At 63.4% G+C, this 15696-nt stretch carries 12 protein-coding genes and 1 tRNA gene; 7 read left to right on the plus strand and 6 right to left on the minus strand.

The features are described 5' to 3' along the window. Positions 1-142: 142 nt before the first annotated feature. Positions 143-1702: a polysaccharide deacteylase family 2 protein gene (locus ACGYLO_RS15160; RefSeq protein WP_271687137.1), complete on the plus strand. Its 1560-nt coding sequence runs from the start codon at positions 143-145 to the stop codon at positions 1700-1702. Between the two features lie 27 nt (positions 1703-1729). On the opposite strand, the gene ACGYLO_RS15165 is transcribed toward ACGYLO_RS15160, so the two are convergent. Genes ACGYLO_RS15165 through fabI form a run of 6 tightly spaced genes read right to left on the minus strand, consistent with a single transcriptional unit; the run spans position 1730 to position 8794 of the window. Beyond that, positions 1730-2770 carry a succinylglutamate desuccinylase/aspartoacylase family protein gene (locus tag ACGYLO_RS15165; protein ID WP_271687138.1) on the minus strand — a complete coding sequence of 347 codons (1041 nt, stop codon included), beginning with the start codon at positions 2768-2770 and terminating at the stop codon, positions 1730-1732. A gap of 2 nt (positions 2771-2772) precedes the next feature. Then, positions 2773-4284, minus strand: a complete 1512-nt coding sequence (trpE, locus tag ACGYLO_RS15170; RefSeq protein ID WP_209217679.1) for an anthranilate synthase component I — start codon at positions 4282-4284, stop codon at positions 2773-2775. Positions 4285-4296: 12 nt separating this feature from the next. After that, complete coding sequence (locus tag ACGYLO_RS15175) at positions 4297-6141, minus strand: peptidyl-prolyl cis-trans isomerase (RefSeq protein WP_271687139.1); 1845 nt, start codon at positions 6139-6141, stop codon at positions 4297-4299. A gap of 30 nt (positions 6142-6171) precedes the next feature. Next, positions 6172-7353, minus strand: coding sequence for an aminotransferase (locus ACGYLO_RS15180; protein ID WP_271687140.1), 1182 nt, complete (start codon positions 7351-7353; stop codon positions 6172-6174). Between the two features lie 46 nt (positions 7354-7399). Continuing rightward, positions 7400-7933 (minus strand): xanthine phosphoribosyltransferase, encoded by a 534-nt coding sequence (gpt, locus tag ACGYLO_RS15185; protein WP_067261592.1) that lies wholly within the window; start codon positions 7931-7933, stop codon positions 7400-7402. Between the two features lie 54 nt (positions 7934-7987). Continuing rightward, positions 7988-8794, minus strand: coding sequence for an enoyl-ACP reductase FabI (gene fabI / locus ACGYLO_RS15190; RefSeq protein WP_067261594.1), 807 nt, complete (start codon positions 8792-8794; stop codon positions 7988-7990). A 248-nt stretch (positions 8795-9042) separates the two neighbouring features. On the opposite strand from fabI, the gene pdxH reads away from it, so the two are divergent. The 6 genes from pdxH (at position 9043) to ACGYLO_RS15220 (ending at position 15693) form a co-directional block, all read left to right on the plus strand. Continuing rightward, on the plus strand, positions 9043-9648 hold the full coding sequence (gene pdxH, locus ACGYLO_RS15195) for a pyridoxamine 5'-phosphate oxidase (RefSeq protein ID WP_271687142.1): 606 nt from the start codon (positions 9043-9045) through the stop codon (positions 9646-9648). Between the two features lie 19 nt (positions 9649-9667). Continuing rightward, a complete protein-coding gene (locus ACGYLO_RS15200; RefSeq protein ID WP_197470812.1) occupies positions 9668-10213 on the plus strand; it encodes a cold shock domain-containing protein in 546 nt (181 codons plus the stop codon). A gap of 23 nt (positions 10214-10236) precedes the next feature. Next, a complete protein-coding gene (locus tag ACGYLO_RS15205) occupies positions 10237-10695 on the plus strand; it encodes a DUF192 domain-containing protein (RefSeq protein WP_271689962.1) in 459 nt (152 codons plus the stop codon). Positions 10696-10772: 77 nt separating this feature from the next. Beyond that, positions 10773-10849, plus strand: a tRNA-Pro gene (locus ACGYLO_RS15210). A 694-nt stretch (positions 10850-11543) separates the two neighbouring features. Then, positions 11544-15188, plus strand: coding sequence for a vitamin B12-dependent ribonucleotide reductase (locus tag ACGYLO_RS15215; RefSeq protein WP_271687143.1), 3645 nt, complete (start codon positions 11544-11546; stop codon positions 15186-15188). Positions 15189-15354: 166 nt separating this feature from the next. After that, positions 15355-15693, plus strand: a complete 339-nt coding sequence (locus ACGYLO_RS15220) for a hypothetical protein (RefSeq protein ID WP_271687144.1) — start codon at positions 15355-15357, stop codon at positions 15691-15693. The last annotated feature ends 3 nt before the right edge of the window (positions 15694-15696 follow it).

Genomic DNA, 15696 nt, shown 5'->3' on the forward strand with positions numbered 1-15696 from the left:
ACTGGAGAAACCGCGCCGGAGCGCGGTATAGGTTTTCGCATACATGTTCAGGCTTGAACCCCATCGTCAAGAGTTTGGGGCAAGCCAATTGAGGGGAACGCCGGGCTTTCTGGCCATGGCGCAGACAGCAGGAGTAGCGCAGATGGCACGCGGAGTTCTGAGCGGGCTGATTTGGGGCGGTGTGGCAAGCATCGGTGTGGCCGGTGCGGTGTCGCTGATGATGCCTTTGCCGCTGCCGCCGCAGGTGGGCGATGCGCCCGGATCCGGCCCCGCCCCGGCGCGGATCAATGTGACGGACGCCGGCGAGCGGGCGCGAAGCCGCGATAGCGCGCCGGTGTTGAATGCCCCCGCGCCGCGCGCCGATGTGCCGCAGCAGGATAGCCTCGCCGCGCTCGACCCCGACACGCAGACCTCGGCCAGCTTGCCTGAGACCGGCGGTGCGGAGGGGCTCAGCACCCCCGCGGCCCCCGAGGGGCAGACGCCGATGTCCCCTGGCGCGGAAGAGCCTGTCATGCCCAATCCGCAGGCCACAGCGCCGGATGCGCCGCCCGCGGCGGATGAGCTTTCGATCAGCACCGAACCCGCGCAGCCGCCCGCGCCGGATGTGGCGGATATCGAAGGGGCATTTGACGCGCCACTGGGCATGGAAGCGCCGGAGGTCGAAGAGGAGGAGGCGATCACCCTGCCGGCGGAAGAGGTCGTGATCGGAGAGCCGGAGGTTGAAGCCGATGCGCTTGAAGACGCGCCTGACGGTGAGGCGGAGGCCGCTGAAGCTGACCTGTCTTCCCCGGTGCCTGAGCCGGAGAGCATCGAGGGGGCAAGCCCCGCGCCGCTGGAAGAGACGGAGGTTGCCGAAGCAACTCCAGAGCCCACTGAAACCGAAGCAGACAGCCGCCCGGCCATCGGCACGCCCGCGACCAGCCTGACCGAGCGAGATACAGGCGTCGTGATCAACCGCCCCGGCGCAGAGGTGGCGGCAGAACCCGCTGAAGCTGACGAAATCGTGAACGAAGACCCGCGCCCCGTGGTGGCCAACAGCCGCGCCGTGGACCTGCCCGAGGGCAAGCCGCTGATGAGCGTGGTGCTGATCGACGATGGTACCTCGGTCACCGCTGGCAGCGCCGGGTTGGCCGCATTGCGCAGCTTTCCCTATCCGCTGAGTTTCGCCGTCGACAGCACCCTGCCGGACGCCGCCGCGCGGGTGGAAACCTACCGCGAGGCTGGGTTCGAGGTTTTGGCCATGGTCGACCTGCCGCAGGGCGCGCAGCCAAGCGATGCCGAGACTACATTTGGCGCCACGCTCGACCAGATTGGCCCGGTGGTGGGGGTGTTAGAAGGCACGGAGAGCGGCTTCCAAGGCAGCCGCGCACTGGCCGATCAGGTGACCGATATCCTCGCGCAATCCGGCCACGGGCTGGTGACGCAGGACAAGGGGCTTAACACCATGCCCAAGCTGGCGCGCAAGGCGGGTGTGCCTGCCGATCCGGTGTTTCGTGACTTCGACAGCAAGGATCAATCGGCCCGGGTGATCCGGCGTTTTCTGGATCAAGCGGCCTTCAAAGCGGGGCAGGAGGGTGCTGTGATCATGCTGGGCCGCCTGCGCCCCGATACCGTCTCCGCCCTGTTGCTCTGGGGGCTGCAAGACCGCGCGAGCGACGTGGCTTTGGTCCCAATCTCGGCGGTGCTGCTGCGCGAGGAGTAGTGACCCCGCGCGGTGCGCGCCGTGGCGCTAGATGATCTCGTCCTCGTCGAAGAGCGGGTCTTCCTCCAACTGGCTGGCGAGTTCATCCACCGTCGCCTCCGCCGCGCGGGGGCTAAGTTTGGCAAGGTGAAAGACTGCATCCCCTTCGTTAACGATGGGCAGCATCGCCCGCCCGATGAGGATGCCGGGCGCATCGGCCAGAAGCTCGGCCTCCTCCTTGCCGAATGGGTCCGAGACGATGGCCAGAAGATCGCCCTCGGCGACGGTTTCCCCCTCGGCCCGGAAGGTGCGCAGCAGGCCGCCTGCGGGGGCGCGCAGCCAATGGGAAGCGGTGCAGATATAGGGCGCGCTGCGGGCGCGGGCGATGCCCTTGGCGGGCAGCATGTCTTGCCCGCGCATGACCCGCAAGATGCCCGCCAGACCCGCCCGCACGGCCATCTCGTCAAAGCGCAGCCCTTCGCCCGCCTCGTAGAGCAGGATCGGCGTGCCTTGTTTCGCGGCGACCGCGCGCAGCGATCCGTCGCGCAGGGGGGAGGTCAGCACCACCGGCGCGCCGAAATCCAGCGCCATTTTCTGGGTCACCTTATCCGCCGGAGAGACGCGCACCTGCGGCAGGTTCGTGCGGTGGATCGCCGCCGAATGCAGATCAATGCCGAAGTCGCAGCGCAGCACCACCTCTTGCAGAAAGATATGCGCCAGGCGCGCGCCGAGGCTGCCGGTAGGCGAGCCGGGGAAGCAGCGGTTCAGATCACGCCGGTCAGGCAGGTAGCGCGAGCGGTTCAGGAAGCCGAAGGAGTTCACGACAGGCACGACAATGAGCGTGCCGCGCAAGGCCGAAAGCTGCGGCGCGCGCAGCAGGCGGCGCAGGATCTCCACGCCGATCACCTCATCCCCATGCACCGCCGCTGAAACGAACAACGTCGGCCCGGGCCGTTTGCCGTGGAAGATTTCCAGCGACAGATGCACCGGCGTGTGGTCCGGCAGGATCGAAACGGGCAGATCAACGGCAAGGCTGCTGCCGGGGGCGACGGAATGCCCCGCGATCTGGAAAGGCGCGCGGGGGGCCATGGTCAGCCGTTGCCCTTGCCACCGAACCGCGACGCATCCGCAGCCGCGCGGCGGATTGCGCCGGATTTATGCACGGTTTCCATGAATTCGGCCTCGGGGTCGCTGTCATAGACCACGCCGCCGCCTGCTTGGATGTAGAGCGTCTCGTCTTTCACCACGGCGGTGCGCAAGGCGATACACATGTCCATGTCGCCGCCCGCGCTGAAATAGCCCACGCCGCCGCCATAGACGCCACGTTTCTCGGGCTCCAATTCGTCTATGATCTCCATCGCGCGGACCTTTGGCGCGCCCGAGACGGTGCCTGCGGGCATCCCGGCGAAGAAGGCGTCGAGCGCATCCTTGCCCTCTTTCAACTCACCCACCACGTTAGAGACGATGTGCATGACGTGGCTGTAGCGCTCGACGATGAACTCTTCCGTCGGGCGCACGCTGCCGATCTTGGCAACCCGGCCCACGTCGTTGCGGCCCAGATCCAGCAGCATCAGGTGTTCTGCCAACTCCTTGGGGTCGCTGAGCAAATCGGCTTCTAGCGCGCGATCTTCTTCCGGGGTCGCGCCGCGCTTGCGGGTGCCTGCGATGGGGCGAATGGTCACTTCGTTGCCGAAGACCCGGACGAGGATCTCGGGGCTGGCGCCCACCACATGGAAGCCGCCAAAGTTGAAATAGAACATGAAGGGCGAGGGGTTGGTGCGCCGCAGGCTGCGGTAGAGCGCGAAGGGCGGTTGGGTGAAACCTTGGGCCCACCGCTGGCTTGGCACCACCTGAAAGATGTCACCCGCCTTGATATAGTCGCGCGCCTTTTCCACGGCGGATTTATAGCCCTCGCGGGTGAAATTGCTGACCGGCTCCGGCGCGTCTTCGGCCTCTCCCAAATCGCGGGAGGTCTGGGGCATGGCGCGTTCCAGATCGCGCACGGCGTCCATCACCCGCTCGGCGGCTTGGGCATAGGCCGCGCGAGCGGTTTGACCTTCGGACACCCAAGCGGGGGAGACAATGGTGACCTCGCCTTTGACCCCGTCGAGCACAGCGACGACCGAAGGGCGCACCATCACGGCATCGGGCAGGCCCAGAGGGTCGGGGTTCACATTGGGCAGATGTTCCACCAGCCGGATCATGTCATAGCCGAGGTAGCCGAAAAGCCCGGCGGCGGCTTGCGGCAGATCGTCGGGCAGGGTGATCCGCGATTCCGCGATCACGTCGCGCAGACGGTCGAGCGGGTCACCGGGCATATCCTCAAAGGCATCGGCATCATAGCGCGCCGCACGGTTGAGTGCGGAGGTCTTGCCCCGGCAGCGCCAGATCAGATCGGGCTTCATGCCAATGATCGAATACCGCCCGCGCACATCGCCGCCGGTGACGGATTCCAGCACAAAAGCATTCTCCGCCGCGCCGGTGAGTTTCAACATCAAGGACACAGGCGTGTCGAGATCGGCGGCAAGGCGGGTGTAGACGATCTGATTCTCGCCCGCCTCATAGGCGCGGGCGAAACTATCGAAATCCGGGGTCAGGGCCATCAAAATTGCCTATCAGGGAAAGTTCACATGCACGGCATTGATCGCGCGCTGGTCGATCTGGGGATCGGCGTCGCGCATGACGGCATTGCTGTAGATATCGAAAAGACCTTGGGCCAGCGCCTGATCCAACTGCTGCGAAAGGCGGTCCATCAGCGCTTGGGTCTGGTCGTCTTCGCCCGCCGGTGTCACGGCATCAAGGCGCAGAACCACGACGCTATCGCCCGCAGGCAGGACGGCCACACCGCCTTCGTCGAGGTCAAAGACCTGATCCATGAAGTCGTCGGGCGTGCCGTCGACATAGGAGCTGCGGGTCAGGCCTTCGCCAAGCTGAGGCGAAAGACCGGCGGCCTCAAAACCCCCTTCTTCGGCCAGCGTCTCGGTCAGGCTCTCGGCCTTTTCGGTCAGCGCCTCGACAATTTGGGCGTTGCGCCATGCGGTCTCAACGGCGTCGCGGGCCTCTTCGAAAGGTTCGGGACGCGCCTCTTTGGTCTCATCCAGCCGCATGGCAAAGATGCCGCCGTCTTCGAGTTGATCGATCTGCGGGAAGTCATTCGCGCTCAGCCCCGCTGCGGCCTCGCGGAAGGCACCATAGGCGGCGATGCCCTCGCTGCTGTCTTGGGTCCAGTCGATGGTGCCAAGGCGCATCTTGGTCTCTTTGGCCAAGTCTTCGAGCGTGGCACCCCCGGCAAGCTGGTCGTCAATCTCTTGCGCGCGGGCTTCGACGGCACGGGTGGCGCGGGAGATGGCGAGGGTCTCTTCCAGCACGTCACGGGCCTCTTCGAAAGGCACATGCTGCGCGGGGAGGATGGCGTTTACGCGGAACAGGGCCGGCCCGAGCGAGCTGGCCAGCGGGCCTACGATATCACCGCTTTCGGCGGCAAAGACCGCATCGCCTGCATCATCAAGGTCGGATTTCGCGACATCGCCGAGATCGACATCCGCCAAGGCCAGGCCGCGCTCTTCGACCAGCGCCTCGAAAGTGGTGCCGTCGACCTCAAGCGCTGCGGCGGCGCGGTCTGCGGCCTCCTGATCGGCAAAGACCAGACGTTCGACCAAACGCCGCTCGGGCTGGTCGTATTCGTCGCTGCGGGCGTCATATTCGGCCCGCAGCTCTTCTTCGGGCACTTCGACTTCGTCCAGCAGGTCTTCGGGAGCGAGCCAAGCGTAGGTGATGCTTTTGCTGGCGGGCAGCATGAAGTCGTCGGTGTTGGCGTCGTAATAGGCGCGCAATTCGTCTTCGGTGGCGGCGGGCAGGGGCGCGTCGAGGTCATCCTCGCTCAGCCGGGCCCAAGTGAAGCTGCGCTCTTCGGCGACATAGTCGACCAGGGTGCGGGCATAGGTGTCGGGCATTGAGACGCCGCCCAGAATGGCGCGTTGGAGCAGGCCACGCGCGGCTTCTTCGCGGATCGAGCGTTCGAACTCGGCCTCGCTCATCCCGCTTTGCTGAAGGGCAAAGCGATAGCCTTCGCGGTCAAAGTTGCCGTCGATCCCTTGGAAGGCCGAGATTGCCACGATCTCATCGCGCAGGGTGGCGTCACCGATGGAGATGCCCATTTCGTCGGCTTCGTGGTCCAACGCGCGGTTGCGCACGATCCGTTGCAGCACGGCGCGGTCTAGCCCCATCTCTTGGGCGCGGGCGAAGGGCAGGCTCTCCCCCGTTTGCGCTTCGATCGCGCGGATTTCCTGCTGCAACTGGCGGGCATATTGATCGACCGAGATCGACTTGTCGCCGACGGTGCCGATGCTGCGCAGATTGCCACTGAGGTTGATCGCGCCAAAGCCGCCCAGACCCAAGATCAAAAGGGCCATCAAGGCCCAGACGGCGGTTTTCGAAAAGCTGAAGCCCTTTTTGGCCATGACACGGTCCCTCGTTGATTTCGGACCTGTCTATGCGTTGCGTGGCAGGGCTGCAAGCCTGTCGAAAAGCACCTTCAGACCGGCGGCGTCGAGGTTGGCAAAGGCGATGCGCAGCTGGCTTTCGCCGCGGGCGTCGCCCTCGGGCTGGAACATCGTGCCGGGCAGGCAGAGCACGCCAGCGTCGCGCACCAGATCGCGCGCCAGATCAGCCGAAGAGACGCTGAAAGGCTGGCGCATATAGGCGAAGTAGCCACCCAGCCCCAGAAGCTCCCAGCCCAGCGGTTCAAGCCGGGGCATCAGGTCGGCAATGGCGGCGCGGCGGGCGAGGATTTCCTCGCGTTCTTCGGCAAGCCATGCGCTGAGGTTCTGCATCCCCCAAAGCGCGCCGTGCTGGCCGATCTGCGCGGGGCAGATGGCGACAGTGTCGAGGAATTTCTCGACCTCGGCCAGCCGTGCGCGGCTGGCGATCAGCGCGCCGACGCGGTGGCCGGTCAGGCGGTAGGCCTTGGAGAAGGAATAGAGGTGGATGAGCGTGTCATGCCAATCGGGGTCGCGGAACAGCGCGTGTGGCGGGCCGGGGCGGCTGTGAAAATCGCGGTAGGTCTCGTCAAGGATAAACGCGATGCCGTGGCGGCGGGCCAGTTCGAAGAATTCCTGGACGAGGGCGGCGGGATACTCCACGCCGCCGGGATTGTTCGGCGTGACCAGCGCGATGGCACGGGTGCGCGGGGTGATGGATGCCCCGGCCTTCTCGGGGTCGGGCAGCATGTCGGCCTCGACGGGCAGTGGCACCGCGGTGACGCCGCTCATGTCAAGCCACATCTTGTGATTGAAGTACCAGGGCGTCGGGATGATGACCTCGTCACCCTCGCCGCAGAGCGTGGCGATGGCGGCGGCGAAAGCCTGGTTGCAGCCGGAGGTGATGCAGACCTGTTCGTCGGTCACCACGCCCGCGTATTTCTCTGCCGTCTGCCGCGCCAGTTCGGCGCGCAGCTCCGGCAGGCCCAGCACCGGCCCGTAGAGATGCGCCTCATCGTTGTTCAGCGTGACCTCGGCCATCGCCCGGCGCAGCCCTTCGGGGGGCGGATCGACGGGCGCGGCTTGGCTGACATTGATCAGCGGTCGGTCGGGCGGGAAGTCGACCCCGTCGAGCCAACGCCGCGCCTCCATCACCGGAGGAAAGAAAGTGGTGGCGGTGCGCGGAAGCGTCATGGGGGTATCCGGTCAGATAGAGGCAGGGCAGGTGGCGCGGGGCCGGTCAGTCCTTGCCGCGGTAGGGTTCGACGTATTGCAGGGCCATGTCCCACGGGAAGAAAATCCATGTGTCCTGACTTACGCCGGTGATGAAAGTATCGACCTGCGGCTCGCCCTCGGGCTTGGCATAGACGGTGGCGAAATGGGCCTGGGGGTAAAGTTCGCGCACCAGTTCGATGGTCTTGCCGCTGTCGACGAGGTCATCGACGATCAGGATGCCAGTGCCGTCGCCCATCATCTCGGCATCGGGGGATTTCAACACCTTCGCCTCGCGGCGTTGGTCGGCGGCGCCGCCGCCCGAGTGGTACGACATGACCGAGATCGTATCGACGGTGCGGATGTCGAGTTCGCGCGCGACGATCATCGCGGGCGCCATGCCGCCGCGGGTGATCGCCACCACCGCACGCCAAGCGCCATCGTCGGGGCCCAGACCATCCAGCCGCCAGGCCAGCGCGCGGCTGTCGCGGTGGATCTGATCCCAGGAGATGTGAAAGCCCTTTTCATGGGGCAGGCGCGAGGCGTCCTTGGATTTGGTCATGGTGGTCCTTTGCAGCAGCTGGCGCGGGCACCCGCGCGAATTAATTTGGGCGGCTTATTCCTTGGACATGTCGGGCGCGTCAACCGCCTTCATGCCGACGACGTGATAGCCCGCGTCCACATGCAGGTTCTCGCCCGTGGTGCCGCTGCCCAGATCCGACAGCAGGAACAGCGCGGCCTTGCCCACGTCCTCGGTGGTGACGTTGCGGCGCAGGGGCGAGTTATACTCGTTCCATTTCATGATGTAGCGGAAGTCGCCGATGCCGGAAGCCGCCAGCGTCTTGATCGGCCCCGCCGAGATCGCGTTGACGCGGATGCCGTCCTTGCCCAGATCTTCGGCGAGGTATTTTACGCTCGCTTCCAGCGCCGCCTTGGCCACGCCCATGACATTGTAATGCGGCATCACCTTCTCGGCGCCGTAGTAGGTGAGCGTCAGCGCGCTTGCCCCGGGCGACATCATCTTCTCGGCGCGCTGCATCACGGCGGTGAAGGAGTAGACGGAGATGTCCATCGACATGGCGAAATTGCCGCGGCTGGTGTCAACATAGCGGCCGCGCAGCTCGCCCTTGTCGGAAAAGCCGATGGCGTGCACGATGAAATCCAACTCACCCCAGCGTTCTTTCAGGCTCTCGAACAACGCATCAATCGACGCTTCATCGCCCACGTCGCAGGGCAGAACGATGTCGCTGCCAAGCTGCTCGGCCAGCGGGCCTACGCGTTTCTTCAGCGCTTCGCCTTGGTAGGAAAAAGCAAGCTCCGCCCCCGCATCGGCCAGTGCCTTGGCCACGCCCCATGCGATGGATTTGTCATTCGCCAGCCCCATGATGAGCCCGCGCTTGCCCTGCATCAGTTCGTTTCCCATTCCGCCGCCTTGTCTATGTTTTTGTCTATGTTCCGTTGAGGTTGTCTTGGTCTAGGCGATTGCAGCGCTACCATCAAGACTGCACAGGCGCCTTCACCCCCGAGAATTGCCATAAGATCGGCGGCTAACTGTCGGAAATCGGGTGAGGTTGTCCTTTGAGTTGCCGATTGTTAACAAATGCCATACCGAAGAGATCGGACCCCGGCGTAGAACCGGTGACAGGCAAAGCACTCTGAAGGAGATGCCGAATGGAGACGCGGACTGGTATTTTTGCGGGGGATGATCCCTTTGCAATTGCGCAGCGTTGGCTTTCCGAAGCAGAGGCGACCGAGCCTAATGATCCCAATGCCATCGCGCTCAGCACGGTAGATTCGCAAGGGCTGCCCAACGCCCGCATGGTGCTGCTAAAAGAGATCGAGCCGGAGGCTTTTGTCTTTTATACCAATTACGAAAGCCAGAAGGCGCAGGAACTTGACGTCGCGGGCAAGGCGGCCTTTGTCATGCATTGGAAATCCCTGCGCCGCCAGCTGCGGGTGCGCGGCTTGATCAGCCGAGAGGACGGGCCGCAGGCCGATGCCTATTACGCCTCGCGCTCGCTCAAAAGCCGTCTGGGGGCTTGGGCCTCGCGCCAATCGCAGCCGCTCTCGGGCCGAGGTGCGCTGATGGCCGAGGTGGCCAAGGTGACCGCGCAGAAGGGGGTGAACCCTGAGCGTCCCCCGTTCTGGGGCGGCTACCGGATCACCCCGCTGGAAATCGAATTCTGGGCCGATGGCGAGTTTCGCCTGCATGACCGTTTCCAATGGCGGCGCGCAGATGTCGCGGCACCCTGGGCCGTGACCCGGCTCAACCCCTGATCTGACGGCGCGATACCCCATGAAAGATGTGTCTGAAACCCAAGCGGAACCAGCGGCGATAGATGACCCTCTCGAAGGCGTGGTCAAATGGTTCGACCCGGTCAAGGGCTTCGGCTTTGTCGTTGCGGATGCGGGCGGGGCGGACATCCTGCTGCACGTCAATGTCCTGCGCAATTACGGCCAAAGCTCTGTCGCGGATGGAGCGCGGGTGGCGGTGCGCGTCCAACAGACCGAGCGCGGGGCGCAGGCGGTCGAAGTGCTTTCCGTAGAGGCGCCCAGTGAATTGCCCGCCGCCGTGGTGGAATTCGCCGGTTTCGACCCTGAGCAGCTGGCCACCGCCGAGTTTGAGCCCGCCCGTGTCAAATGGTTCGACAAGGCCAAGGGATTCGGGTTTGCAAATGTCTTTGGCTGCGCGGAAGATGTGTTTTTGCATATCGACGTGCTGCGCCAATCCGGACTTTGTGATTTGCAACCGGGCGAAGCACTTGCCATGCGTGTGATTGTTGGCGATCGGGGCCATCTGGCGGCGGAGGTAAGCTCATGGGACGCGGTGATAGACGGCTAAAGGTCGGGCGACTGGCAAGGTATATGTCAGGGGCGGCACTGGCTGGCCTGCTGCTGACCGGCGCGGCGGTGGCCGAGGTTTGCCGTATCGATTCTGTGACGCTCCGCGGGGAGTGGGGGAAGGCCCGCTTCTCTGTCGAAGTGGCCGATGACACGGCGGAACGCGCCAAGGGGCTGATGCACCGCCGTTCGCTGCCGCTGAGCGCGGGCATGCTCTTTATCTACGAAAGACCTCAGCCCCTGAATTTCTGGATGCGCAACACGTTGATCCCGCTGGACTTGCTGTTCATCGACGAAAGGGGTGTGGTGCAGAAGATTCATCACTCCGCCAAACCGCTTGACGAAACACCGATCCCGGGCGGCGACGATCTGCTGTCGGTGCTGGAGATTAACGGCGGCTTGTCAAAACGCCTCGGCATCACCGAAGGCAGCGAAATCCGCCATCCGGCCTTTGCCAGCAACGCTCCGGCTTGGCCCTGCTAAAGACTTCGCGGATTTTCCGATTTTAAGGTCAATCGGGGCTTTTCAATTGGCGGGCTTATGGCTAAAGAAGCCCCAGTCGGAGCGTGGCGCAGCCTGGTAGCGCACCTGTTTTGGGTACAGGGGGTCGGAGGTTCGAATCCTCTCGCTCCGACCACTTTCTTCTAACATCGCTGATGTAGCGCTTCCCGCTTTGGTTGAGGCGCGCCCGTTGTTCTATCCTCATTCTGCACAAGATATAGTAGCTACCGCCGCCGTATTGGCAGGTTTGCGCCTGTGCGCGCCAAGATCGTGATGATTCTGCCGCGGTTCTTGACGCGGACATGGGGCAGGGGGCTTGGGCCGGGTGATCGTGGCACAGGGTTCACTTGCGGCGGCCTGTCGCCCGGCGGGTGGTCTTGGGCTGTGGATGAATTCAACCAATCTCTCAAACACCTCCGCTAACCCGGCCCCGGCAATGGATTATTTCAAAGCCGCCCACCAATCGGGCTTGCGGGTATCTTTGGGGATATCCTGAGGCTGAATCACTGGGGTAGGGCGCGGGGCAAATCGGGGGGCTTCGGTCAACTACCCGCCCCGAAATAATTCCGAAAAAAACCGTTGACCAATTAGTGCGATCTACGTCAGTTTGTGGGGGTCAAGTAAAGCGCCACAATATGTTGTGGTTAACGCAACGGGGCGCTTCGGCGGCGGGGACAGAGTATAGAACCAGCGTTTTAATCGTTTTCGGGCCGCTTGCGTCAGCAGGTGGCGCGGGGAAGCTTTGTTCAAACTGCCAGCAATAGGGGTGAGACGGCCTGCCGTGGGCATGTCGGCTCAGGATTTTGAGAGTTTGAAAAAGGGCAGCGACGATGAAGATTGAACGGAATTTCACCAAGGCCGGGCAGGATGCCTATGCGGATTTGGACTTTGTCACCACGGTGTCAGAGATCCGCAACCCTGACGGTTCGGTGGTGTTCAAGCTCGACAACGTCGAAGTGCCCAAATCCTGGAGCCAGGTCGCCAGCGACGTGATCGCTCAGAAGTATTTCCGCAAGGCAGGCGTGCCCAGCAAGACCCGCAAGGTCAAGGAAAAGGACGTGCCCGAGTTCCTGTGGCGCTCCGAGCCCGCCGAGGGTGCCGAGATGGGCGGTGAGACTTCCTCCAAGCAGGTCTTCGACCGTCTGGCGGGCGCTTGGGCCTATTGGGGCTGGAAGGGCGGCTATTTCACCACCGAGGAAGACGCCCGCGCCTATTACGACGAGATGCGCCACATGCTCGCCAGCCAGCGCGCGGCCCCCAACAGCCCGCAGTGGTTCAACACCGGTCTGCACTGGGCCTATGGCATCGACGGTCCGGCGCAGGGGCATTACTACGTCGACTACAAGACTGGCAAACTGACCCGGTCGAAATCCTCTTATGAGCACCCGCAGCCGCATGCCTGCTTTATCCAGTCCGTCGGCGACGATCTGGTGGGCGATGGCGGCATCATGGACCTTTGGGTCCGCGAGGCGCGTCTGTTCAAATACGGCTCGGGCACGGGCACCAACTTTTCATCGCTCCGTGGAGAGGGCGAGAAGCTGTCGGGCGGCGGCAAGTCGTCGGGTTTGATGGGGTTCCTCAAGATCGGGGACCGTGCAGCCGGCGCCATCAAATCCGGCGGCACCACCCGCCGGGCGGCCAAGATGGTGATCGTCGACGCCGACCACCCCGATATCGAGGATTTCATCAACTGGAAGGTGCTCGAAGAGCAGAAGGTGGCCTCCATCGTCGCCGGCTCCAAGATGCACGAGCAGAAGCTCAACCTTTTGTTCGACGCGATCAAGACATGGGACGGGGCCGAGGCGGATGCCTATGACCCCGCCAAGAACGCCGCGCTGAAACAGGCGATCCGCGAGGCCAAGAAGGTCGCGATCCCCGAGACCTACGTCAAGCGCGTGCTGGACTACGCCAAGCAGGGCCACACCGGCATCGAGTTCCCGACCTATGACACCGACTGGGATTCTGAGGCCTACAACTCCGTCTCCGGCCAGAACTCCAACAACTCGATCCGCGTCACCAACGCCTTTCTGAAGGCCGTGGAGAAGGATGCCGACTGGGAGCTGATCAGCCGCACCGAGAACCGGGTTGTTAAGACCGTCCGCGCCCGTGACCTCTGGGATCAGGTCGGCCACGCCGCTTGGGCCTGCGCCGATCCGGGCATCCAATACCACGACACCGTGAACGACTGGCACACCTGTCCCGAAGACGGCGCGATCCGCGGCTCGAACCCCTGTTCGGAGTACATGTTCCTCGACGACACGGCCTGCAATCTGGCTTCGATGAACCTGCTGACCTTCCTCAAGGACGGTGTCTTTCAGGTCGAGGACTACATGCACGCCTCGCGCCTGTGGACCGTGACACTGGAAATCAGCGTGATGATGGCGCAGTTCCCCTCCAAGGAAATCGCGCAGCGGTCTTATGACTTCCGCACGCTGGGTCTGGGCTATGCCAATATCGGGGGCTTGCTGATGAACATGGGCTATTCCTATGACAGCGACGAAGGCCGCGCTTTGGGCGGTGCCCTGACCGCGATCATGACCGGCGTCGCCTATGCGACCTCCGCCGAGATGGCGGGCGAATTAGGCGCTTTCCCGGGCTATGCCAAGAACGCCGAACACATGCTCCGCATCATCCGCAACCACCGCACCGCGGCCCATGGCAAGGCCGACGGCTATGAGCAGCTGTCGGTCAAGCCGGTCCCGCTGGATCACGCCAACTGCCCGCAGGCGGGGCTGGTCGACATCGCCAAATCCTGCTGGGACGAGGCGCTGAAACTGGGCGAAGCCCATGGCTACCGCAACGCGCAGACCTCCGTCATCGCGCCCACCGGCACCATCGGTCTGGTGATGGACTGCGATACCACCGGCATCGAGCCCGACTTCGCGCTGGTGAAGTTCAAGAAGCTCGCCGGGGGTGGATACTTCAAGATCATCAACCAATCCGTGCCTGCCGCGCTGGAAAAGCTCGGCTACGGGTCGGCCCAGATCGAAGAGATCGTCAGCTACGCCGTCGGCCACGGCACCATCGGCAATGCGCCCGCGATCAACCACACCACGCTGGCAGGGCACGGCTTTGGCGCCAATGAATTGGCCAAGATCGACGCCGCGCTAAAGCAGGCCTTCGACATCCGCTTTGTCTTCAACCAATGGACGTTGGGCGAAGCTTTCTGCACGCAGGTGCTGGGCATTCCGACCGAAAAGCTGAACGACCCGACCTTTGATCTGCTCCGCTCCCTCGGTTTCAGCAAGGCCGATATCGAAGCGGCCAATGACCACGTCTGCGGGACCATGACGCTCGAAGGCGCGCCGCATCTGCGCGAGGCGCATTACGGCATCTTCGACTGCGCCAACCCCTGCGGCAAGAAGGGCAAACGCTATCTCTCGGTCAACAGCCACATCCACATGATGGCGGCGGCGCAGAGCTTCATCTCGGGGGCGATCTCTAAGACGATCAACATGCCCAATGACGCGACGATCGAGGATTGCCAGAAGGCTTATGAACTCAGCTGGTCCTTGGGGATCAAGGCCAACGCGCTCTATCGCGATGGTTCGAAACTGAGCCAACCACTGGCCGCGGCCCTCGTGGAGGACGACGAAGACGCCGCCGAGACGCTGGAAAGCGGCAACACCCATGAGAAAGCCGCCGTGTTGGCCGAAAAGATCGTCGAGAAGGTGATCGTCAAGGAGATCATCAAGTCGCACCGCGAGAAGATGCCGCAGCGCCGCAAGGGCTATACCCAGAAGGCCAACGTGGGCGGTCACAAAGTTTATCTGCGCACCGGCGAATATGAGGACGGCAAGCTGGGCGAGATCTTCATCGACATGCACAAGGAAGGCGCGGGCTTCCGGGCGATGATGAACAACTTCGCCATCGCGGTCTCGGTCGGTCTGCAATACGGCGTGCCGCTGGAGGAATTCGTTGACGCCTTCACCTTCACCAAGTTCGAACCGGCGGGCATGGTGCAGGGCAACGACAGCATCAAACAGGCGACCTCGATCCTCGACTATGTGTTCCGTGAATTGGCGGTGAGCTACCTCGACCGCACCGATCTGGCGCATGTGAAGCCCGAGGGCGCGACCTTTGACGATCTGGGCCGGGGCGAGGAAGAGAACCTCTCGAACGTCAGCGAGTTGAGCGAAGGGGCCGCGAATAAATCGTTGGAAGTGCTGAAGCAAATCAGCTCCACCGGCTATCTGCGCAACCGGCTGCCGCAAGAGTTGGTTGTGCTGCAAGGCGGGCAAAACGTCGAAACAAGCTCCGCCTACGCAGCCCAAGTCAGCAATGGCGATATGGCGGTCGCGGTGCAGCCCGCAGCTCCGGCCGCGACCGGCGCGGTAAGTCTCGATGCGCGGGCCAAGGCCAAGATGCAGGGCTATGAGGGCGAAGCCTGTGGTGAATGTGGCAACTACACATTGGTTCGCAACGGCACCTGCATGAAGTGCAACACCTGCGGCGGCACTTCGGGCTGTAGCTGATAAGATGTATCCCGAAAGGGGCGCGCAGGGGCAGGGCCAAAAGGCCCGCCCCGACGAAGTCGGCGTGTAGCTCTACCAAAGCGTTAATTTCCGCGTCCTCGTCAAAACTGCGTTAACCAAAATTAAACCAGTCTCTCCCTATCAAGGTCATGAAAGGGAGAATTTGATGAAACGTCTTGTTATATTGGGATTTCTCACCGGATCGCTGGCGGGCTGTGTGGAGCCTCCGGCCTCACCGATGGAGGCCGCGGCGCGCAAAGCGGCGGCGGCGGAGTTGACGGCGAAACAATGTGCGGGTTTTGCGGGCGGCTATGAAAGCGTGCGCAAGCTGCGGCATGACGCGAACCAGAATATTGCCACCGCGCGGCGGCTTGGGGCGACGGATGCCACCATCGCCAAGGCGCGGGCGGATGTGCGCATGGCCTTTGATATGCAGGTCGCTTTCTCGACCCCGCAGCAGGCCTGCAACATGATGGTGGGCGAATTGGCTTGGGCCACGGGGTGAGGA

The organism is Sulfitobacter sp. 1A13353, from assembly GCF_043557255.1.
GTDB classification, from domain to species: domain Bacteria; phylum Pseudomonadota; class Alphaproteobacteria; order Rhodobacterales; family Rhodobacteraceae; genus Sulfitobacter; species Sulfitobacter faviae.